Source organism: Aliidiomarina haloalkalitolerans (assembly GCF_003987315.1).
Taxonomy (GTDB): Bacteria; Pseudomonadota; Gammaproteobacteria; order Enterobacterales; family Alteromonadaceae; genus Aliidiomarina; species Aliidiomarina haloalkalitolerans.
On the sequence record NZ_PIPI01000006.1, the window covers coordinates 45,425 to 67,342 of the forward strand.

A 21,918-nucleotide genomic window follows, 5' to 3' on the forward strand; every position below is an offset into this window, starting at 1 on the left:
ATGCCGGGTTTTTTGCTGATCGCCTTGTGCGAACCTGTTACTTGCCTTTCTTCTTGCGAAGATGTTGCAATACTCGCAACTGCGCGACTGCACGGGCAAGCTCTGCTGCTGCTTCAGCGTATGACATGTCTGGCGACGAATGGGTCATTGCTTCACGCGCTTCTTTGATTGATTTCTCAATCGCTTGCTCGTCAAGTTCGCCACCACGTACCGCCGTGTCAGACAAAATGGTCACAACGTCAGGTTGTACTTCCATAATGCCGCCAGCAACATAAAACAGCTCTTCTTCGCCGGCTTCTGTCACCAAACGAATCATGCCAGGCTTCAAGGCGGTCAATAACGGGGTGTGCTTAGGTAAAATACCCATTTCACCCTCTTCAGCTGTCACCTGGATAGAACGTACATCGCCAGAGAACAAACGTTCTTCTGCGCTTACCACATCCAGACGTACTGTAGATACCGCCATTACAAACCTCCCGTTCAATTACATTTTGTTGGCTTTTTCGATCGCTTCGTCGATGGTACCAACCATGTAGAACGCTTGCTCTGGCATGTGATCAAAATCACCTTCCAGAATGCCTTTAAAGCCAGCAATCGTGTCTTTCAATGACACATATTTACCTGGTGAACCGGTAAATACTTCAGCAACGAAGAACGGCTGAGATAAGAAACGCTGGATCTTACGCGCACGTGCTACAACACGCTTATCTTCTTCAGACAGCTCGTCCATACCGAGGATGGCGATGATGTCTTTCAGTTCTTTGTAACGCTGAAGGACTGACTGAACGCCACGCGCTGTTTCATAATGCTCGGTACCAATCACTTGTGGATCGAGCTGACGCGAGGTTGAATCCAGTGGGTCAACCGCAGGGTAGATACCCAATGACGCGATGTCACGAGACAATACAACGGTTGCATCTAAGTGAGCAAACGTGGTTGCTGGTGACGGGTCAGTCAAGTCATCCGCAGGTACGTAAACGGCCTGAATCGACGTGATTGAACCTGTCTTGGTTGACGTAATACGCTCCTGCAATACACCCATTTCTTCAGCAAGTGTAGGCTGATAACCTACCGCTGATGGCATACGGCCAAGAAGTGCTGATACTTCCGTACCGGCTAGTGTATAACGGTAGATGTTATCAACGAAGAACAGGACATCACGACCTTCGTCACGGAATTTCTCCGCAATCGTAAGACCAGTCAATGCAACGCGCAGACGGTTACCCGGTGGCTCGTTCATCTGACCGTAAACCAACGCTACTTTATCAAGTACGTTAGAGTCTTTCATTTCGTGATAGAAGTCATTACCTTCACGAGTACGCTCACCAACACCAGCGAATACTGAGTAACCGCTGTGCTCGATTGCGATGTTACGGATCAGTTCCATCATGTTAACGGTTTTACCTACACCGGCACCACCGAACAGACCAACTTTACCACCTTTCGCAAACGGACAGATGAGGTCGATAACCTTGATACCTGTCTCAAGCAACTCGATTGAGCTTGACTGCTCTTCGTAAGACGGCGCTTCACGGTGAATCGACATACGCTCTTCTTCACCGATATCGCCAGCTTCGTCGATAGGGTCACCAAGAACGTTCATAATACGTCCTAGTGTTGCCTTACCAACTGGAACCAAAATTGGCTCACCTGTATTTTCAACACTCAAACCACGACGGAGACCGTCAGTAGTACCGAGTGCAATTGTACGCACAACACCGCCGCCCAGCTGTTGCTGAACTTCGAGGGTTAGACCCTTCAAATCGCCTTCAGCGATGCGCAGTGCGTCGTAGATCTTTGGTACGCTAGCTTGTGGAAATTCGATATCCACAACTGCGCCAATGATTTGGACGACCTTACCTTGACTCATGACTTATCCTCTAACTCTGCAAATCTTCATGACCTTTGCCGGGTAGCAGGTTTACACTGCGCCAGCGCCCGAGACAATCTCTGAAATCTCTTGGGTAATCGCTGCCTGACGAGCTTTGTTGTAAACTAACTGCAACTCATCAATCAGTTGTCCTGCGTTATCGGTAGCTGCTTTCATTGCTACCATCCGTGCCGCTTGCTCACTCGCTAAATTCTCGACTGAACCTTGGTACACCTGACTTTCTACGAAACGACGCAACAATGTGTCTAACAGTGTTTTTGCGTCTGGCTCGTATAAGTAATCCCAAGCATGTGCACGTTTTGCAGTTTCTGTTTTTGGCAAAGGTAACAGTTGGTTAATAACTGGCTGCTGCGTCATGGTGTTGACAAACTTGTTGTACACCAAGTACACACGGTCCAATTCACCACTGTCGAATGCGTTAAGCATTACCGATACCGTTCCGATCAGATCGTTCAGGGCAGGTTTATCACCCAAACCTGAGGTCTGGGTTAGGATATTTTTCGTAATGCGCTTGAAGAAAGCAGCAGCTTTCGAACCAATTGCAGCAAAACTTACGTCAACACCTTTCTCTTTCCATTCTTGAACGTCACGTAAAACCATACGGAATTCGTTACTGTTCAAGCCACCACACAAACCGCGGTCGGTCGAGATGACGATATATCCAACACGTTTAACCTCGCGCTCAGTCATCCAAGGATGCTGATATTCAAGGTCACCCTGAGCAATATGGCCGATCACTTCGCGAATAGCTTCCGCGTATGGACGGCTGCTAGCCATTTGATCCTGCGCTTTACGCATTTTCGAGGCTGCAACCATTTCCATTGCGCTGGTGATCTTCTGAGTATTATTAATACTCCCGATCTGAGTTTTTATCTCTTTTCCAACGGCCATAATAATCTCCTGCGTTTACAACGACTGAAGGCCGTAGTTTCCTACGGCCCGGCTCTTAGAAACTTTGAGTTTCTTTGAACTTGGTGATACCCGCTTTAATTTCAGCTTCGATATCGCCGTTGTAATCGCCTGTTTCATTAATTTTCGCCATAAGGTCGGCATGCTCAGCATTGAAATATTCAATCAGAGCCGCTTCAAAGGCTTGAATCTTGTTGATTTCAACACCTTTCAAGAAACCTTTTTCTGCTGCGAAGATAGACACGGCCATGTTCGCAACGCTCATTGGCGCATACTGGTTCTGCTTCATCAGCTCGGTAACACGCTGACCATGCTCAAGCTGAGCACGAGTCGCTTCGTCAAGGTCAGATGCGAACTGAGCAAACGCTGCAAGTTCACGATACTGAGCTAATGCTAGACGAATACCGCCACCAAGCTTTTTGATGATCTTGGTTTGCGCTGCACCACCAACCCGCGATACCGAGATACCGGCGTTAACAGCTGGGCGAATACCCGCGTTAAACAAGTCAGTTTCTAAGAAGATCTGACCGTCGGTAATCGAGATTACGTTAGTTGGTACGAACGCAGAAACGTCACCTGCTTGGGTTTCAATGATTGGTAACGCAGTTAAAGAACCGGTTTTACCTTTCACTTCACCGTTAGTGAACTTCTCTACGTAGTCAGCGTTTACACGCGCAGCACGCTCAAGCAAGCGCGAGTGTAAATAGAAAACGTCACCTGGGAATGCTTCACGTCCTGGTGGACGACGCAGTAGCAATGAGATTTGACGGTAAGCAACTGCTTGCTTCGACAAATCATCATAAACGATTAGCGCGTCTTCACCGCGGTCGCGGAAGTATTCACCCATGGTACAACCAGAGTAAGCGGCTAAGTATTGCAGTGCTGCAGACTCAGAAGCTGACGCCGCAACAATGATAGTGTGCTCAAGAGCGCCGTGCTCTTCAAGCTTACGAACCACGTTAGCGATAGTCGAAGCTTTCTGACCGATAGCAACGTACACACACTTAATACCAGTACCTTTCTGGTTGATAATCGCGTCAACTGCCATAGCCGTTTTACCGGTCTGACGGTCACCGATGATCAACTCACGCTGACCACGGCCGATTGGAATCATGGCGTCGATTGATTTGTAACCAGTTTGTACTGGTTGATCAACTGATTGACGCTCGATAACACCTGGTGCGATTTTTTCAACTGGCTCAAAACCGTCAGCTTCAATTGCACCTTTGCCGTCGATTGGCATACCTAGCGTGTTTACAACACGGCCAAGTAGGGCACGTCCAACTGGAACTTCCAGGATACGACCCGTTGCTTTGACTTTAATACCTTCTTGCAGGTCACCGTATGGACCCATTACTACCGCACCTACAGAGTCGCGCTCAAGGTTAAGTGCGATTGCATAGCGATTTCCAGGAAGCTCGATCATCTCCCCCTGCATACAGTCAGCTAAACCGGTGACCCGGATGATACCGTCTGTTACAGCAGTGATGGTGCCTTCATTGCGAGCTTCACTGACAACTTCGAACTTCTCAATACGCTGTTTGATCAGTTCTGCAATTTCATTTGAATTCAGTTGCATGCTCTCGTCCCCGATTATGATTGCAGTGAAGAAGCTAAGCGCTTGAGCTGGCTTCTTAACGTATTGTCGATGACCATGTCACCGGCTTTTATGAGCAAACCGCCTACAATTGACGGTTCAACACTGCAATTGAGCTTAACTTTGCGTTCTAGACGTTTTTCCAAGGCCGCACTTAATTTAGCCTGTTGCGCGTCGTCAAGAGTCATAGCGGAAGTAACGTCAACCGTCACTTCTTTTTCGTACTCTTGGCGCATGTCTGCGAATAACCGCAGAACTTCAGGTAAAGCCTTGAGGCGCTCATTTGAGGCCATGACTTTAATTAAGTTTTGACCGTTGCTATCGAGTTGCTCACCGCAAATCCCGATAAAAACGTCACTTTGATGAGCGAGGCTTGACGCGCCGTTCAAAAAGGTAATGACCTCAGCGTTCTGAGCAACTTCCGTCGCGAACGCCAACATGCCATGCCATTTGTCTAACGCACCTTGCTCAACAGCAAAATCAAAAGCTGCTTTAGCATAGGGGCGAGCGACCGTTGTATATTCGGACATAGCTCAACCCCCGTGATTACAATTCAGCGACAAGTTTTTCAACAATGTCGCTTTGCTTCTGTGCATCGACCTCGCGCTCAATGATTTTCTCAGCGCCAGCAATTGCCAAGAAGGCAACTTGCTTGCGGAGTTCTTCACGAACACGAGCACGCTCAGCTTCCACTTCTGCATAACCGGAAGCGATAATTTTTTCGCGCTCTGCATGACCACGCTGAGTCTCATCTTCAACCAACTTCGCCGCACGCTTTTTGGCTTGGTCGATTAATTCTGCAGCCTGTAGTTTAGCTGCTTTGAGCTCTTCGTCGGCTTTTGCACGAGCGACTTCAAGGTCTTGATTCGCTTGTTCAGAAGCTGCAAGACCGTCAGCGATTTTCTTCTGACGCTCTTCAATCGCATTGTTCAACGGTGGCCACACAAATTTCATGGTGAACCACACGAAGAACGCAAACGCAATCGATTGACCTATAAGGGTGAAGTTAATATCCACAACAACCCTCCTCTAAGTTGGTGATCGACGATTGTGCTTGATTAACCGATGAACGGGTTTGCGAATAAAAGCAACAACGCGATACCAACACCGATCATTGCGATTGCATCGATAAGACCAGCAAGGATGAACATTTTAGTCTGTAGCTGAGAAGCCATTTCTGGTTGACGAGCAGTAGCTTCTAAGAACTTACCACCCATGATTGCGAAAGAGATCGCAGTTGCTAATGCAGCAACGCTCAGGATGATAGCTACAGCGAATAATGTTGCAGTTTCGATTGCCATTGGGTTTTCTCCAATTTTAAAAGTTAAGGTTAATGTAAAAAAACTGATGGTTTATTAATGGTCTTCTGCTGCCATGCTCAAGTACACGATGGTTAACATCATGAACAAGAACGCCTGCAACACAATAACCAGAATATGGAACACCGCCCACGCAAAATGCAGTGGTAACTGATAGAGACCGACTAATGCGATCAAGATAAAGATAACTTCACCAGCGTATAGGTTACCGAACAGACGCAAACCTAACGAGACCGGCTTAGAAATCAGTGTCACGAGCTCGAGTACTAAGTTAAACGGTACGAGTGCCCAGTGATTAAACGGTGTAAAGCTTAGCTCCTTAAGGAAGCCACCAACGCCTTTGAAAGCAATTGAGTAGCCAACGATTAAGAAGAAGACACCTAACGCCAGACCCATCGTGATATTGATGTCTGTGGTTGGTGCAATAGTCATGTAGCTCCATGGGTGCGCCATGATTTTTTCAAGCAAAGAATATCCTTCAACGTTGTACTTTATCGCTTCAGGATTAATCAGGAGGCCGACGGCACCAAATACGGTTGGCAACCAGTCTACTGGTACTAATTTCATGAGGTTCATTAAGAAAATCCACATGAAAATAGTCAGCGCGATAGGCGCAATTAATTTGTTTTTAACGTGGAACGTTTCTTTCACCGACGTTGCGATAAACTCGATGATCATTTCCACAAAACATTGGAATTTGCCCGGAACGCCTGTCGTTGCTTTACGGCCAACAACCATAAAGCTGAGGACAAAGACGAAACCAAGAATAATCGCGACACTGAGTGCACCCACGTTAACGGCCATAAAACCTTCACCAATCGTCATATCTGAGAGGTGATGGTTAATGTAACCTTGGATGCTGGTATTTCCTTCTGCAGCCATGTAATTACCCAATTAACTAGTTTTTGAATTTAAAAGAATCGGTGCTAGCCACTGTACGTGCAAGAGAACCAGAAGCGTTACAAAAAGCGGTAACCACGGTCCTGGAAGCAGTTTAAAGGCAATGATTAGAAGGATAACGACCAACAACCATTTCACTGCTTCGGCGATAAAAAAGTATCGCACGACATTTGGCGCAAAACGTCCGCCTCCATAACGGAAGGCCAACGCTGAAAAAACTAAACTTGGAACCAAGGCTATAACGAGGCCAGCTAACGCTGACAGGGTTCCTGGACCTGCCATCAGCAGTCCGAAAAAAACGACGAAAATAAGACCAATACTCAGTTGTAATAGTAGCGTTCGTTTTGCTAGGCGGCGTCCGGCCCGAGTTAACGGGTGATTTGACTGTGCTAGCATGACTATTCCAACCTACTGGTTTGGTGCTTTTCATCCCTGCAAAAGCGAAAAAATTGCAGTTTCTGCACTGAACATAAAAAAACTGCGCAGATTATAAAGTGTTGCCGCTAAATTGCAACTAAAGCCGGGGGTTTTAGGCCTTATATAATCGGGCTATCTACTTTTATTCAACAAAACTACCTGATTCTGCGGTAAATTCTTTTGCTTACGAAAAATGGCGCAAAATTCCGTCTAACTCATCTAGACTTGTATAATTTATAACCAGCTTACCTTTTCCTTTACGGTTGTGACTGATGGCAACTTTAGCGCCAAGCTTATCACTCAAGGTATTTTCAAGCTGCTGTACATCAGGGTCGGCTTTTTTCTCTTCTTTCTGGGTTGGATTCAACGCTTTGTTCACCAACCGTTCGGCTTCCCGCACCGTTAAGCCTTTTGCGGCGATAATACGAGCTAAATCACTTTGTAAAGTGCCCTGAACCCCCAGTAAAACTTTTGCATGACCGGCTTCAATATCGCCACGCTCAAGCAAGATTTTGACGTCGTCATTGAGCTGCATCAGGCGTAAAAGGTTGGTAACCGTTGTCCGTGATTTACCAACGGCTTCGGCAACGCTCTGGTGAGTAAGTTCGAATTCTTCCATAAGACGATGAAGTGCTGTAGCTTCTTCAAGTGGGTTCAGATCTTCCCGCTGAATATTTTCAATGAGCGCAATGGCCACAGCTGCTTCATCTGGAACGTCTTTGACTAAACAGGGTACCGTGTCTAAGCTAGCTAATTGCGCCGCCCGCCAGCGCCGTTCACCGGCGATAATCTCGAATCGATTTTCACCGACCGGTCGCACAACGATAGGCTGAATGATGCCTTGTGCTTTGACCGAGTTAGCGAGATCTTCAAGTGCCTCTGGCGCCATATCTTTGCGAGGTTGGTATTTACCGGGCTGTAAAAACTCGACCGGCAACTTACGTAATTCACCTTTGTCGATCGCTTGGGCTAGGTCGCCTTGCGTTTGTTGGCGTGAAGCTGCATTCGCACTAGTGGTTAAAAGTGCATCTAACCCGCGTCCTAATCCTCGTTTTTTCGCCGACATGGTAACCTTCCCCTTTAAGCTGTAGTCGCAGTTTCAGCACGGCGAATCACTTCGCCAGCAAGCGCTAAATAGGCTTTTGAGCCTGATGATGATTTATCGTAATACATGGCTGGAGCACCAAAACTCGGTGCTTCTGCTAACCGGACGTTGCGTGGAATAACCGTACGATAAACCTTGTCACCAAAGTGATTTTTTAATTGTTCTGAGACGTCATTTGCTAATCGATTTCGCGGGTCGTACATGGTCCGCAGAATACCCTCGATAGCGAGATTCGGATTAACGAAACTCGCTAGCTGCTCAATGGTATCCATCAGTGCTGTTAAACCTTCGAGTGCATAGTACTCACACTGCATGGGTACAAGCACTGAATCGGCAGCAGCCATCGCGTTCACGGTTAATAGGTTGAGTGAGGGCGGACAGTCGATAAAAATAAAATCATAGTAGTCGCGCACCGGTTCTAACGCGCGACGCAAACGAGTTTCGCGAGCAAAGACTTCCATCAACTTAATTTCAGCGGCAGTGACGTCGCCGTTGGCTGCAAGCAAATGATACTTACCGCTAGTTTCTGTTTGAATCACGTTCGCGGCAGGTTTTTCGTCGACGAGTAGGTCATAAACGGTTGCCGGGACATCGTATTTGTCCACTCCGCTACCCATGGTTGCGTTGCCCTGTGGATCTAAATCAATCAGCAATACTTTACGTCGGGTCGCGGCCATAGAGGCGGCTAAATTCACAGCGGTAGTGGTTTTACCAACTCCACCTTTTTGGTTTGCGATTGCGATGACCTTTCCCACGTCCATTCACCTATTTGTTATTTTAATCGGTTATAATTTCAACCACATGGCGTGCCGCTTCAAGCGTTGGCACCTGTAATTGATGAACCGCTAGAATGCGATAAGGCGGTTCTACAGCAGCGAGTTCTTCTTCTGTCGCCAGTCCTTTGAGGGCAATAAAACGACCATCGGCAGAAGGCAAATGATGACACCACGACAGCATATCTGCAAGTGAGGCAAACGCTCGACTGACAACTGAATCAAAACCATTTTTACTGTCGTAGTCTTGCACCCGAGCAAGTACAGGCGTGACATTGGTCAACTTGAGTTCGTGCACGACTTGTCGAATAAAGCTGATCCGCTTTCCTAAACTATCGAGCAAAACAAATTCTCTATCTGGATTGCAGATTGCCAATGGCAATCCTGGTAAGCCCGGTCCCGTGCCAACATCGATCACGGTTTTGCCATGTAAATATGGGCTCACGACGATACTGTCGAGAATATGGCGAATAAGCATTTCTGCTGGATCTCGAACCGACGTTAAATTGTATGCTTTATTCCATTTGTGCAGCATACCGAGCAAGGCGATTAATTGTTGCTGCTGTTCGTCACTCACCGATAAATCAGTTTCTTTCAGCAGCTGCGATAAGCGGGCTGCTAATTGCTCTGTGGGAAATGGCGTTGCCTTGCTCATAATCGTGTGTACCACTCGCTCAATAAAACATTCGTGATTTGGTTCATTGGAAACTCGATTTCTGCAATTCTGAAGCAGTTGAGTCGCTAAACTGTGGATAAATAAACTAATTTATCCAATTCATCCACAGTTTGCCGTAATTTTTGAATTTAAGCGACTGATTTTCGCAGTAAGCCCTGCTTTTTCAAATGCACTAATAACATTGAAATCGCGGCTGGCGTGATACCAGAAATTCGAGCTGCTTGGCCAACCGTTTCCGGTTTGTGCTCGGTTAGCTTCGCGACTACTTCGTTCGACAAGCCAGAAATACTGGCATAGTTAAACTCAACGGGGAGTTTGGTATTTTCGTGACGTCGTGTTTTCGCGATTTCATCTTCTTGACGTTTGATATACCCCGCATACTTAACTTGAATCTCAACTTGCTCAGCTGCTTGTGCATCAGTTAAAGCTGGGCCAATTGATTCAATTGCCATCAGTTGGTTATAAGTCACTTCTGGGCGTCGTAGGAGCTCTTCTAAACTCGCTTCTTTGCTAATTGGTGTTTTTAACAGTGGGTTAATTTGTTCAACGGCTGGGTGATCTTTATGAACCCAAGTTGAACGCAAACGCTGTTGTTCTTGCTCTACAGCTTCCATTTTTTCGTTAAAACGAGCCCAACGAGCATCGTCAATTAAGCCCAATTCGCGACCTTTCGCTGTTAGGCGAATGTCGGCATTGTCTTCACGCAACAACAAGCGATACTCCGCACGCGAGGTAAACATACGGTACGGTTCTTTGGTACCCAGAGTGGCTAAATCATCAATAAGAACGCCGGTATACGCTTCTTCACGGCGTGGTGTCCAAGCTTCTTTGTCTTGTACTGCCAAGGCTGCATTCACACCAGCAATGAGGCCTTGGGCACCGGCTTCTTCATAGCCAGTCGTACCATTAATTTGACCCGCAAAGTATAAGCCTTGAATGTATTTGGTTTCTAACGACTGCTTGAGATCACGCGGATCGAAGAAATCATATTCAATTGCATACCCAGGTCGAGTGATATGGGCATTTTCAAAACCACGGATGGAATGAACCAGGGCCTGTTGAACATCAAATGGCAAGCTTGTAGAAATACCATTTGGGTACAGCTCATTGGTTGTTAAACCTTCTGGTTCAACGAAAATTTGATGTGAATCTTTGTCAGCAAAACGCACGACTTTATCTTCAATTGACGGGCAATAGCGCGGTCCAATACCTTCGATTACACCAGAATACATTGGCGAACGGTCTAAGCCGCTACGAATGATGTCATGGGTATTGCCGTTGGTATGGGTAATGTAACAACTGATTTGTTGTGGATGATCGTCGGTACTACCCATGTAAGAAAATACTGGAGTTGGGGTGTCGCCAGGCTGCTCTTGCATGACAGAAAAATCGACTGACTTTGCGTCGATGCGCGGAGGAGTTCCGGTTTTTAAACGATCAACACGCAATGGTAATTCTCGTAACCGCCGCGCTAGAGCGATAGACGGTGGATCGCCAGCTCGGCCACCACTGTAATTGCTTAAGCCAATATGAATTTGACCACCTAAAAAGGTTCCAGTGGTTAAAACGATCGCCGGCGCATAAAACTTCAACCCCATTTGGGTGACGACACCTTCAACTTTTGGACCAAGTGCTGTTTCAGTAACGATCAGATCATCAGCTGCCTGCTGAAAGATCTGTAAGTTTTCTTGTTGCTCAAGTGCAGTGCGAATAAATGCTTTGTAGAGCGCGCGATCGGCTTGTGCGCGAGTCGCTCGTACAGCTGGGCCTTTCGATGCATTGAGGGTACGGAATTGAATACCTGCATGATCGGCTGCACGAGCCATAATGCCACCTAATGCGTCAATTTCTTTAACCAAATGACCTTTACCAATGCCACCTATGGCTGGGTTACAAGACATTTGGCCTAAAGTATCGATGTTATGGGTAATCAATAGGGTGCGTCTGCCCATACGAGCAGCTGCAAGTGCTGCTTCCGTACCAGCGTGACCACCGCCAATTACAATTACTTCATAACGTGCATCTGTTGCCATTTTGATCTGAACTCCGATCGAATCGTACTTTAATGGGTCGTCAAAAGCAGTTGATCTTATAAGGGAAAAGGATCAACTGACTCAATAGACGATCGTATAGCCGATTATTGTAGCACTTTTATTGGTGACTAAAAATCCTTTTACACTTGATGTTTCTTGCAGTTCAGCGGTTTTGGTGATGGCAATGAACACGTTGGTATCGATCCAAGCACGAGAGAGTGCTTCGGTATTAATTAGATCTATATTTTTTTAAAGATCTTTTTATTATTTCTATTATTAGCTCGCTTAAGATCTGTGTGTATGTCGAAATAATAGTTTAATTTCATATTGTTATGCGATCGATTTAGGTGTGTATAAGCAGCGATCTTATTTGCGCATAACCAGTGGTATAACTTCGTGGTTATACACATCGATAGTTATCCCCAGATCTATCCCCGGATCCGATCACAAGAAAGATCGCGGTTTATCCCCAAGATATTCTTTGCGTGAGTAATGATCGGAGTAAGGTGTGGATAAGATCCGAATAAGTGATCAATTACTTGATAATTAAAGGCACAAAAAAGGGGATAACTTTATCCCCAGATTTACTGATTTCGTCGAATGAGTTTAGCTGCGTTGTGATCGCCAGGATTCCAACCACTCACTGGCAGTCGATTCGGGATCAAGTTCTAAGAGCATATCGATCGTTAGTGGCTCAGCGATCTGTTGGGCACTCAGTTCAAGAAGTAACGATTCAGCATCTCGTCCAGCTTGGCAAAAAGTGTCATAGCTCGAGTCGCCGACGGCAATAATGGCGAACTTGAGCGCACTTAAATTAGGTTTATCGCTTTGCAGTGTTTCCATGAAAGGCGCAATACTATCCGCATATTCACCTGCACCATGGGTGGCAATACAGAGTAGCCAGAGACAATCAGATTGGGGAACATTTGCATAATCAGGTTGATCGTGAAATACGACGGTATGGCCTTGAGAGCTTAGCTCGCCTTGTAGTTGTTCGGCGAGGTATTCGGTGTTGCCTGATGTCGTGCCAACAAGAATATGGATGTTCATGAGGTGTCCTGCAATAAAGTGATGAACGAATTTAGCCACATACAGGGTGATGACTGCAAGCCGTGTTTTTTGTTCTGCGTGGTGGTAGCGATACGCTAAAGAAACCAGGGAATGAACAATAACCGTTAAAAAAAATGTTTAGGGTCATGTTTAGCAAGCTAAATATGGTTTAAGTTAAAAAATAGCTTGAATACTAAACAAGAGATACCTAGAATGCACGTCCTTGAAACCGCAGTGTTAGGGTGATTTTTAAACACCTTAGCGGTCTTCATGCTCAGATTAGGCTCTTTTTGTCATTGAAAACATGCTTAATCGGCCGTTTCAGGCCAATAATTCATTGAACTGTAGATAAGTTAATGTAACTGGATAGTGTACGCTCGTTATTGAATGAACGAGTTAATCACCTTCCAGCTTTTTTGTTGAAAAATTTTCAGTTCTCGCTTTTGCGTCTATGGTTAATAAGTTCGGTTGTCGGGCTTCCCTTAGACGTCGTTGGATCCACCTCAGGTTAGAAGAGAGAAAGTCATGATAGGTACGTGGCAAAAAGAATGGTTTGGGAATATCCGAGGGGATATTTTAGCTGGCTTAGTCGTGGCATTAGCATTGATTCCAGAGGCGATTGCCTTTTCGATTATCGCTGGTGTCGATCCGAAAGTTGGTCTGTACGCGTCGTTCTGTATATGTGTCATTATGGCTTTTATCGGCGGCCGACCTGGGCAGATTTCTGCCGCAACCGGGGCGATGGCGCTACTCATGGTCACGTTAGTGCGCGACCATGGACTCGAATATTTGTTGATTGCCACTATTTTGACTGGGGTTATTCAGCTAGTTTTTGGCTTGTTAAAACTAGGTAGCTTAATGCGGTTCGTCTCGCGTTCGGTGGTCACAGGTTTCGTCAATGCGTTAGCTATTTTGATTTTCATGGCGCAATTACCAGAACTGACGAATGTCACGTGGCATGTTTATGCGCTTACTGCGGCTGGTTTGGGGATCATTTATGGTTTGCCATACCTGACTAAAGCAGTGCCTTCACCGTTGATTTCGATCATCCTAATTACCGCAGTCGTGATGTATATGGGCATTGATGTACGCACAGTGGGTGATATGGGCGAGTTACCGGATTCGTTGCCAATATTTTTATGGCCCAACGTACCGTTGAACTTAGAAACACTGATGATTGTTTTGCCGTACGCTTTCCCTCTCGCAATTGTTGGTTTGCTCGAGTCGATGATGACACAAACCATTGTTGATGATTTAACCGACACCAAATCGGATCGCAATAAAGAATGCCGTGGCCAAGGTATTGCTAACATTGGTGCAGGTTTCATGGGCGGCATGGCCGGTTGTGCGATGATTGGTCAATCCGTTATTAATGTTAAATCAGGTGGTCGCGGTCGCTTGTCGATGTTTGTTGCCGGTACAGGATTGATTCTAATGGTCGTATTTTTGTCCGATTGGGTATCAAAAATCCCCATGGCTGCGCTGGTTGCTGTGATGATTATGGTGTCAATTGGTACATTCAGTTGGCAGTCGATTAAAGATTTGAAAACCCATCCAATGAGTACCAATATTGTGATGATTGCAACGGTTGTGGTCGTAGTCTGGACCCATAACCTCGCGTTAGGGGTGTTTGTTGGTGTGCTATTAGCAGCAATTTTCTTTGCTGCAAAAGTTGGTAATTACATGCACATTAGCTCGACCGTGGCGAAAGATGGTCATCATCGGACTTATAAAGTGATCGGTCAGGTGTTCTTCACCTCGTCGGAAAAATTTGTCGAATCGTTTGATTTCAAAGAGTCTCTTGCTAAGGTGACTATTGATTTAGATCGAGCCCATTTCTGGGACATCACGTCGGTTGCAGCGTTGGATAAAGTTGTTTTGAAGTTCCGTCGTGAAGGCGCCGAAGTCGAGGTTGTCGGCATGAATAAAGCGACCGCGACAGTGGTTGATAAGTTTGGTGTGTCTGATAAACCAGACGCCATTGACCGCTTAATGGGACACTAAGGGAGAATACGGAACATGACACAACATACGATAGCATGTATTGATGGCTCCGCACTCAGCGATACGGTCGCTGACTATGCGGCTTGGTCAGCCAAGCGGATGAACACACCGCTGGTTCTCCTGAACGTATTGGATGACGTTCGTCAAGGCGATACGAGCGACTTTAGTGGTCAAATTGGTATGGATGAGCGTCAACGCCTCCTCGCAGAAATTATCGACCTTGAAGAGCGGCGAGCAAAGTTAGCGCGCCAACAAGGGCATATGTTCTTAGAAGCAGCACAAAAACATATTGCCAATGACTTTGCAGAGCCCTTATTGCGTCAGCGCCATGGTGATTTAGTCGATACCTTAGTGGAACTTGAAAATGAAACACGATTACTCGTGATTGGCCGTCAGGGCAAGCGCGGTAATGGCATTGGTCAGCATATCGGTCATCAAGTCGAGCGCGTGATTCGTGCATTGCATCGTCCAACTTGGGTTGTGACGGGCGAGTTCCGCGAACCACAACAAATCATGATTGCTTATGACCATTCGGCAACGGCTAAGAAAGCGGTCGATATGGTCGCAAATAGCCCGCTGTTTCGTGGTATTCCGGTGCATGTCGTGATGGTTGCCGCGGAAACAAACGACCATCAAGCGCAGGTAGATTCTGCAGCTGCTAAATTGCAAGAACAAGGGTTTGCAGTTACCACTGCGGTTCTGGCCGGAGACGTTGAAGATTCGCTGCTCAGCTACGCCAACGATCATAAAATGGATGCCATGGTTATGGGGGCGTACGGACACTCTCGGATTCGCGAGTTCTTTGTTGGTAGTCACACGAATAAGCTGTTAAGCAGCACTAAAATTCCATTATTACTGCTGCGTTAAATTGACGTCTTGGCAGCAGGAAAACATGAAACCCCAGTCGCTTTTCGGTAAAGTAGCGTTCTGGGGTTTTTTATTGTCTGACGTACAGATGTCTGGCGTATAAAATACAGAGCGGGCAGGAACTTAACGTTAGGGAGTCTATCGTGAAGCAGTATGTACCCGATTGGATGATGTATATTTACAGCGTCTTTCAGCCCTACTTACCACTGTTGGCTTCGACCAGCATTGTCATGGCTTTGGCATCGATGATTATTATTCCGTGGCTCATTGTGAAAATGCCGGCCGATTACTTTTGCCATCATCACCGTGAGCGACATTGGAATGCAACGCGGGTGCTATTTTATGTCGTGCGGAATGCGTTCGCCTTGGTTTTATTTATCGCTGGTTTCATCATGCTCATTCTTCCTGGGCAAGGGCTACTGACCATCTTGATCGCGATTATTGTTTCCGATGTGCCAGGAAAATATTTAGTGGAACGCTGGTTACTCGCGCAAAAAAGCGTGTATCGAAGCATGAACTGGATTCGTCGCCACTACAATAAAGAACCGCTTAAGAAACCTAGTAAAGAAGATAAGTAAGTACTAACTTACGTTAATCCTCTACATACTTTGCAAAGACACTTTGACAGCGACTGGCTTCGGCTCTTCGCCCGGGCGCCGACGTTTATGCCAGCTCAACTGACGAATTTCAAACGCCATGATTAAAATTTCCGAGCAAGGTAGTTACAGCCCAAGACGGCGACAATATGAACACTTACAAATAGAATCGACATAAGTAAGCTGTCAGAACCAAGGAAGAAGATAAAGCCAAGACCGGTGAGAAAACCAAAAAGAACGGAAATCAGATAGGGCATCTGACCGCGCTCGCGCTGCCATAATGCAGCGGCAACACCGCATAAAAGCGCTTGTATACCACCCATCAAATGACAGAACATCAAGCCCATTACAAAGAACAGCATGGTAGTGGAAAGCGCAGCAAGTGGCTCTGAGAGTTCACTTGTAAGCATGGTAAAACCGCTGATCAAGGCGATGACGGCATTGCCTATAATCGGGCCGATAAAAACATAAAGAATAACCACCCCCCAAGGAAACGAGGGGTGGCGAATTGCCTTTGTGGCCGGAGAGCTAGCTTGGTTCATGCTCAGTGCTAGGCGCCGCTTCATTCACTAATAAAGCGATAGCGCCGTCACCAGTAACATTACAAGCAGTACCGAAACTGTCTTGTGCCATATACAGAGCAATCATGAGGGCAATTGCGGTTTCGCCAAAGCCAAGCATAGAACCAAGTAGGCCAACTGCCGACATGACCGCGCCACCGGGCACACCGGGTGCTGCTAACATGACGATACCAAGCATCAGGATAAATGGTAAAACGGCCATAAACGAAGGAATTGCTAAAGAGTTATGTAATACCATAACCGCAACCGTGCAGCTTACGATGGTGATCGTTGACCCTGCCAAATGCGTGGTGGCACATAAAGGTACCGTAAAGTTTGCGACGTCTTCGTTAACGTTATTGTTTTTCGTACACTGCAAAGTTACTGGGATGGTGGCGGCACTCGACATAGTTCCTAGTGCTGTGAAGTAAGCTGGCAGCATGTTTTTAATTAAACGGACAGGCGAAACACCAGCTTTCATGCCGGCGATCACGAACATGGAAACGATATAAATCCAATGTAAGCTGATGGCCAAGATGAGAATAATGCCAAAGGTCTTCAGGGTCGTAAACACCGTCCCAGCGGCGGCCATTTCTGCAAACACACCTGCAATATAAAACGGTAATAACGGGATAATCACATTAACGAGCAACAACTCAATAATGTCACGACCTTGATCAGAAAGGCTCTTGAGTTGTTGTGCTTGCGTTGCCGCAATACCTAAACCAAAGATAAAAGCCAACGCTAACGCAGTCATAACGTTGAACAACGGTGGAATGTTTAGTTCGATATAGGGTGTCAATGTGGTACCAACAAGCCCCGCCACTTCTTTCGCTTCGGTTGCTAACATGGGCACAACAATGCTGGCTGCAAAGAAAGCAATGACACCGGCAATGATTGTTGAGAGATAGGCAATACCTAACGTTCGACCGAGTAATTTGCCGGAGTTTTGCGGTAGAGCAGCAATACCACTGGTGATAAAAAAGAGAATCAAAAGTGGAATGGTGAAGAATAAGAGCTGACCAAATAATACTTTAAAAGTGATTAAGAGGTTACCGAACCAGTGGGGCGTATAGAGACCGATAAAAGTACCGAGCAAAATCCCCGCGAGCAGTTTAAGTATAAGTCCCATGATGTTGTCTCATTGTTTTTATAAGCGATGAATTCGAGTACGAAAGCCGTCGAAACTGTCTTACGTTACATTGCGCCGAATCATAGCACAATCCTTTATTCGCATGGGGTCTGAGTAGTGGTTAGCGGAGCTTTTTGCGTACGAGAGATTCCGAGATAAATCGCGAGCCAGCGTTGACGCCTTGCGCATAGCCCATGTTGAGTGAGTCTAAATCCATAGTAAAGCGTGAGACCGGGAAGTTTTGCGGTGGTGCGATGATGTGTAGCTGACAGTCCGAAGGGGGATTCGCAATAAAGTCTAAAGCAGCATTGTATTGGTCGGTTCTGCGGGTAACTGCTTCAAAAAGTGCCGGATAATCAGAGAAAAGCGGCTTTAATAAGCTCGGGAAACGGGCTGGCGTTTTCTTAAACCCGAGTGGCTGCGAAAGGATGACCGTAATCCGTCGAGCGCCTTGTTCATAGGCGCGGATGACCGGAATCGAGTCGGCTAAACCGCCATCAGTCATCGGTTCGTCATCAATAGGCGGGAAATCACGAAACACCACAGGCATGGCGCATGATGCTGGAAATAAGGTGTTCATATTGTGCGCATCAACTAAGTGATAGCAAGGTTTGCCGGTTACGATACTGGTAGTGACCACGGTTAACGGAATATTGCGGTTCATAAACGCATGCGTATTGATTGGCATTTCTTCGACAGAGGTGTGCCAAAGCCAACCGACATCGCAAAAATGACCGCCTTTGAGGTAGCGGCGAATATTCATGAATTCGTCGCGACGAGCGTGGTCGGTAATAATCCGGTAACTGCGCTTATGGGCGCTAGAAAGATAGCCAATCGCATTGGTGGAACCTGCGGAAACGCCTATCGCGTGGTGGAATGGATAAAATTCTTCTTCGATAAAAGCATCTAAAACCCCAGCTGCAAAAATACCGCGCATAGCGCCACCTTCCACAACAAGGGCATGGTTTGGATTGTGATCAACATCAGAGCGAGCCATAAGACCTCCCAGCTAGCCAAATCCTAAACGCGACATACAGTTATCATGGGAGTAAACGGTTGGTTTTTCCAGTTAGTTCACAGAATTCTTGCGTTAGGCATACATACGGATTAACATATATACGGATTTCCATATGTAATGGTGCGCCCCCATGGTGACAAAAGTTTTATTTGTGTGTACCGCCAACTCGGCTCGCTCAATTATGGCGGAAGCCTTAATGCGGCAATTTGCTGGTGATGATGTTGAAGTCGCCAGCGCTGGTACCGAACCAGGTATTGTTGCAGCTGGCGCTATTGCAGCTCTGCAAGACTTCCACTTGGACACAAAAAGTTTGCATTCGAAGTCGCTCGACGACCTCAATACAGCCGATTATGACTATGTCATAAGCCTGTGTGACCGAGCGAGAACGGAGTGCCAAGCGAATTTCACCAGTCAAAACTTCATTGCTTGGGACTTTCCCGATCCAACTCAAAGCGACAGCCCAAATGCATTTAAGCAAACGCTGCATGAGCTGAGTGAGCGGATTCGGATGTTCTTGCTCATACTGCGTAAACGGCAAACACAACCGCATTTGTTTAATAGCCCAGCAGATTTTTTTAAGGTGCTTGCGGATCCGTTACGGTTAACCATGCTGATGCATTTAGTGGCAACGCCGGAACTATGTGTTTGTGATTTAGTTGAGCGCACGGGCATGTCGCAACCCAAAGTCTCGCGGCACTTAGCTCAACTTCGCGAATATGGGCTCTTGCTTGATCGCAAAGAAGAGCGCTGGGTGCACTATCGTTTAAACCCAGCCATGCCAGATTGGATGCGCAACGTCATTCAGGTGAGCGCCACCCATAATCCCCAATTTATTGAAACAACCGAGAAGGAATCAGTATGTCCGTCAACGTAGGTATTAACGGTTTAGGTCGCATTGGACGTTTAGCATTGCGTATTCTAGCCGATCATCCAGAATTGAATATCGTCGCAGTCAATGACCCGGGCGGAAATGCAGAAACTTTTGCTCATTTACTTAATTTCGACTCAGTTCACGGCATTTGGCAGCACGAAGCCCATGTCGACGGTCCATCGATAGTCGTCAATGGCCAGGTTATGCGTTTTTCACAGAACAAGACCATCGCCGAAACCGATTGGCGTGATTGTGATGTGGTTCTTGAAGCGTCGGGCAAGATGAAAACCGTCGCCGTTTTGCAAGATTACCTAGCGCAGGGAGTGAAGCGCGTGGTGGTTTCGGCGCCAGTGAAAGAGGCGGGCGCATTGAATGTGGTGATGGGCGTGAACGATCACTTATATGACCCGCAGAAACATCAAATTGTGACTGCAGCGTCATGTACGACCAATTGTTTAGCGCCGGTGGTGAAAGTTTTATTGGACAATATTGGCATTCAACATGGCTCGATGACCACCATTCATGATCTGACGAATACCCAAAGTATTCTCGATGCGCCACATAAGGACCTTCGTCGCGCGCGCGCTTGCGGTATGAACCTGATTCCAACCTCGACGGGTTCAGCAACCGCCATTATTGAAATTTTCCCAGAGCTTAAAGGCCGGATTGACGGGCATGCTGTGCGCGTTCCACTTGCCAATGCGTCACTCACTGATTGTGTTTTTGAAGTCAGCCGAGCAACGACCGCAGAAGAAGTGAATGGCTGGATGAAAGCTGCGGCTGAAAGCGAGCTAAAAGGTATTCTTGGGTACGAAGAGCGACCGCTTGTCTCCATGGATTATAAAACCGATCCACGCTCAAGCATTATAGATGCCCTGTCGACGAAAGTGATCAACGGCACGCACGTGAAAATCTATGCTTGGTATGACAATGAGTGGGGTTATGCAAACCGCACCGTCGAATTAATGGCCAAGGTGGCAGGATGTTAGCGCACCTGTCACCTGCGATTCGGCAATATTTGCTGGTCACGGGTAACTATTGGGCTTTTACCCTAACAGACGGTGCGTTACGCATGCTGGTGGTGCTGCATTTTTACCAGCTGGGCTACAACGCGCTCGAAGTTGCAATGCTTTTTGTTTTCTACGAATTTTTTGGTGTGGTGACTAACCTAGTCGGTGGTTACCTTGGTGCTCGCTTCGGGTTAAACCGCACCATGAATATCGGCCTAGGGTTACAGATTTTAGCGCTGGTTATGCTATTGGTACCCGCTGCTTGGTTAACGGTAGCATGGGTCATGGTCGCCCAAGCAATATCGGGTATCGCCAAAGACCTGAATAAAATGAGTGCAAAAAGTACGATTAAGTTACTCGTGCCGGATCAGCAACAAGGCCAGCTATACCGTTGGGTGGCGATACTTACGGGCTCGAAGAATACCTTGAAAGGTGTCGGTTTCTTCCTTGGCGGACTGTTATTAACGCTACTTGGCTTCCAAGGCGCAGTATTGGCTATGGCACTGATGTTGTTCGCTGTCTGGATGGGTAGTTTAGTTTCTCTGAAAAAAGACGCAGGCAAAGCGAAAGCAAAACCGAAGTTTAATGAGCTTTTTTCGAAGAGCTCCGCAATTAACCGCTTGTCGCTTGCGCGTTTTTTCTTGTTCGGTGCGCGCGATGTTTGGTTTGTTGTGGCACTGCCGGTTTTCTTGGCCAGTCAACTCGGTTGGAGCAGTTGGCAAGTGGGTAGTTTTCTGGCGCTGTGGGTGATTGGCTACGGTTTCATCCAAGGTGTAGCGCCAAAATTGACAGCGAGCGGCGTGGGTCGGCAGCAAGCCGCTGGCTGGAATTTGGTGTTAGCCTTGAGTCCGCTGCTATTAGCCATAGCGCTTTGGCAACAAGCACCGGTAGCGGCTAGCATTATGCTGGGGCTGGGTATTTTCGGCATTCTATTTGCTGTCAATTCGTCACTTCACAGCTATTTGATCGTGGCCTATTCACGTGCTGACGGCGTGTCGTTGGATGTTGGCTTTTACTACATGGCTAACGCTGGTGGTCGGCTGCTCGGCACCGTGTTGTCGGGTTGGGTGTATTTGCAATGGGGGCTGGAAGCATGCCTTGTCATATCAGCTGCGATGCTGGCGCTGTCGACACTCACCATTCGGACTTTGCCGCGACGAGAACCGTAGTTCTGTCTAACACGTTTAAAA

The 21,918-nt window shown here is 46.9% G+C and carries 23 protein-coding genes; 6 read left to right on the forward strand and 17 right to left on the reverse strand.

Annotated elements, in window-relative coordinates; translation table 11 throughout:
- Positions 1–37: 37 nt before the first annotated feature.
- From CWE06_RS08840 to CWE06_RS08905, 14 genes are all read right to left on the reverse strand, one after another.
- Complete coding sequence (locus tag CWE06_RS08840) at positions 38–466, reverse strand: F0F1 ATP synthase subunit epsilon (RefSeq protein WP_126793250.1); 429 nt, start codon at positions 464–466, stop codon at positions 38–40.
- Positions 467–484: 18 nt separating this feature from the next.
- Positions 485–1,870: a F0F1 ATP synthase subunit beta gene (atpD, locus tag CWE06_RS08845; protein WP_126793252.1), complete on the reverse strand. Its 1,386-nt coding sequence runs from the start codon at positions 1,868–1,870 to the stop codon at positions 485–487.
- 51 nt (positions 1,871–1,921) lie between these two features.
- Positions 1,922–2,782: a F0F1 ATP synthase subunit gamma gene (atpG, locus tag CWE06_RS08850; protein WP_126793254.1), complete on the reverse strand. Its 861-nt coding sequence runs from the start codon at positions 2,780–2,782 to the stop codon at positions 1,922–1,924.
- A 55-nt stretch (positions 2,783–2,837) separates the two neighbouring features.
- Positions 2,838–4,379 (reverse strand): F0F1 ATP synthase subunit alpha, encoded by a 1,542-nt coding sequence (gene atpA, locus CWE06_RS08855; RefSeq protein WP_126793256.1) that lies wholly within the window; start codon positions 4,377–4,379, stop codon positions 2,838–2,840.
- 14 nt (positions 4,380–4,393) lie between these two features.
- A complete protein-coding gene (gene atpH / locus CWE06_RS08860) occupies positions 4,394–4,927 on the reverse strand; it encodes a F0F1 ATP synthase subunit delta (RefSeq protein WP_126793258.1) in 534 nt (177 codons plus the stop codon).
- Between the two features lie 16 nt (positions 4,928–4,943).
- A complete protein-coding gene (atpF, locus tag CWE06_RS08865) occupies positions 4,944–5,414 on the reverse strand; it encodes a F0F1 ATP synthase subunit B (RefSeq protein ID WP_126793260.1) in 471 nt (156 codons plus the stop codon).
- Positions 5,415–5,455: 41 nt separating this feature from the next.
- Positions 5,456–5,698, reverse strand: a complete 243-nt coding sequence (atpE, locus tag CWE06_RS08870; RefSeq protein ID WP_126793262.1) for a F0F1 ATP synthase subunit C — start codon at positions 5,696–5,698, stop codon at positions 5,456–5,458.
- Between the two features lie 54 nt (positions 5,699–5,752).
- On the reverse strand, positions 5,753–6,598 hold the full coding sequence (gene atpB / locus CWE06_RS08875) for a F0F1 ATP synthase subunit A (RefSeq protein ID WP_126793263.1): 846 nt from the start codon (positions 6,596–6,598) through the stop codon (positions 5,753–5,755).
- Positions 6,599–6,610: 12 nt separating this feature from the next.
- Positions 6,611–7,012 carry an ATP synthase subunit I gene (locus CWE06_RS12645; protein ID WP_126793265.1) on the reverse strand — a complete coding sequence of 134 codons (402 nt, stop codon included), beginning with the start codon at positions 7,010–7,012 and terminating at the stop codon, positions 6,611–6,613.
- A gap of 205 nt (positions 7,013–7,217) precedes the next feature.
- On the reverse strand, positions 7,218–8,099 hold the full coding sequence (locus CWE06_RS08885) for a ParB/RepB/Spo0J family partition protein (RefSeq protein WP_126793267.1): 882 nt from the start codon (positions 8,097–8,099) through the stop codon (positions 7,218–7,220).
- A 14-nt stretch (positions 8,100–8,113) separates the two neighbouring features.
- Complete coding sequence (locus CWE06_RS08890) at positions 8,114–8,893, reverse strand: ParA family protein (protein ID WP_126793269.1); 780 nt, start codon at positions 8,891–8,893, stop codon at positions 8,114–8,116.
- Positions 8,894–8,915: 22 nt separating this feature from the next.
- A complete protein-coding gene (gene rsmG / locus CWE06_RS08895) occupies positions 8,916–9,566 on the reverse strand; it encodes a 16S rRNA (guanine(527)-N(7))-methyltransferase RsmG (RefSeq protein WP_126793271.1) in 651 nt (216 codons plus the stop codon).
- Between the two features lie 149 nt (positions 9,567–9,715).
- The gene (gene mnmG, locus CWE06_RS08900) at positions 9,716–11,620 is read right to left on the reverse strand and encodes a tRNA uridine-5-carboxymethylaminomethyl(34) synthesis enzyme MnmG (RefSeq protein WP_126793273.1); all 1,905 of its coding nucleotides are present in this window, start codon (positions 11,618–11,620) and stop codon (positions 9,716–9,718) included.
- 606 nt (positions 11,621–12,226) lie between these two features.
- Positions 12,227–12,670: a flavodoxin domain-containing protein gene (locus CWE06_RS08905; RefSeq protein WP_126793275.1), complete on the reverse strand. Its 444-nt coding sequence runs from the start codon at positions 12,668–12,670 to the stop codon at positions 12,227–12,229.
- Between the two features lie 525 nt (positions 12,671–13,195).
- On the opposite strand from CWE06_RS08905, the gene CWE06_RS08910 reads away from it, so the two are divergent.
- From CWE06_RS08910 to CWE06_RS12530, 3 genes are all read left to right on the forward strand, one after another.
- Positions 13,196–14,674, forward strand: coding sequence for a SulP family inorganic anion transporter (locus CWE06_RS08910; protein ID WP_126793277.1), 1,479 nt, complete (start codon positions 13,196–13,198; stop codon positions 14,672–14,674).
- Positions 14,675–14,689: 15 nt separating this feature from the next.
- Positions 14,690–15,541 carry a universal stress protein gene (locus CWE06_RS08915; RefSeq protein WP_126793279.1) on the forward strand — a complete coding sequence of 284 codons (852 nt, stop codon included), beginning with the start codon at positions 14,690–14,692 and terminating at the stop codon, positions 15,539–15,541.
- Positions 15,542–15,684: 143 nt separating this feature from the next.
- Entirely contained in the window at positions 15,685–16,119 is a 435-nt protein-coding gene (locus CWE06_RS12530) for a hypothetical protein (protein WP_241972527.1), read from the forward strand.
- A 122-nt stretch (positions 16,120–16,241) separates the two neighbouring features.
- On the opposite strand, the gene CWE06_RS08925 is transcribed toward CWE06_RS12530, so the two are convergent.
- The 3 genes from CWE06_RS08925 to CWE06_RS08935 all read right to left on the reverse strand — a co-directional run bounded on the left by CWE06_RS08925 (position 16,242) and on the right by CWE06_RS08935 (position 18,826).
- Complete coding sequence (locus CWE06_RS08925) at positions 16,242–16,679, reverse strand: hypothetical protein (protein WP_126793281.1); 438 nt, start codon at positions 16,677–16,679, stop codon at positions 16,242–16,244.
- Complete coding sequence (locus CWE06_RS08930; RefSeq protein WP_126793282.1) at positions 16,666–17,829, reverse strand: dicarboxylate/amino acid:cation symporter; 1,164 nt, start codon at positions 17,827–17,829, stop codon at positions 16,666–16,668. The genes CWE06_RS08925 and CWE06_RS08930 overlap by 14 nt, the downstream gene beginning before the upstream one ends.
- A gap of 121 nt (positions 17,830–17,950) precedes the next feature.
- Positions 17,951–18,826: a patatin-like phospholipase family protein gene (locus CWE06_RS08935; protein ID WP_126793284.1), complete on the reverse strand. Its 876-nt coding sequence runs from the start codon at positions 18,824–18,826 to the stop codon at positions 17,951–17,953.
- Between the two features lie 151 nt (positions 18,827–18,977).
- On the opposite strand from CWE06_RS08935, the gene CWE06_RS12610 reads away from it, so the two are divergent.
- The 3 genes from CWE06_RS12610 to arsJ are packed head-to-tail and all read left to right on the forward strand — an operon-like array spanning position 18,978 to position 21,897.
- Entirely contained in the window at positions 18,978–19,721 is a 744-nt protein-coding gene (locus CWE06_RS12610) for a metalloregulator ArsR/SmtB family transcription factor (protein WP_126793286.1), read from the forward strand.
- Positions 19,706–20,707: an ArsJ-associated glyceraldehyde-3-phosphate dehydrogenase gene (locus CWE06_RS08945; protein WP_126793288.1), complete on the forward strand. Its 1,002-nt coding sequence runs from the start codon at positions 19,706–19,708 to the stop codon at positions 20,705–20,707. Before CWE06_RS12610 ends, CWE06_RS08945 begins: the two co-directional genes overlap by 16 nt.
- Positions 20,701–21,897 carry an organoarsenical effux MFS transporter ArsJ gene (gene arsJ, locus CWE06_RS08950; protein WP_126793290.1) on the forward strand — a complete coding sequence of 399 codons (1,197 nt, stop codon included), beginning with the start codon at positions 20,701–20,703 and terminating at the stop codon, positions 21,895–21,897. The genes CWE06_RS08945 and arsJ overlap by 7 nt, the downstream gene beginning before the upstream one ends.
- Positions 21,898–21,918: the final 21 nt, after the last annotated feature.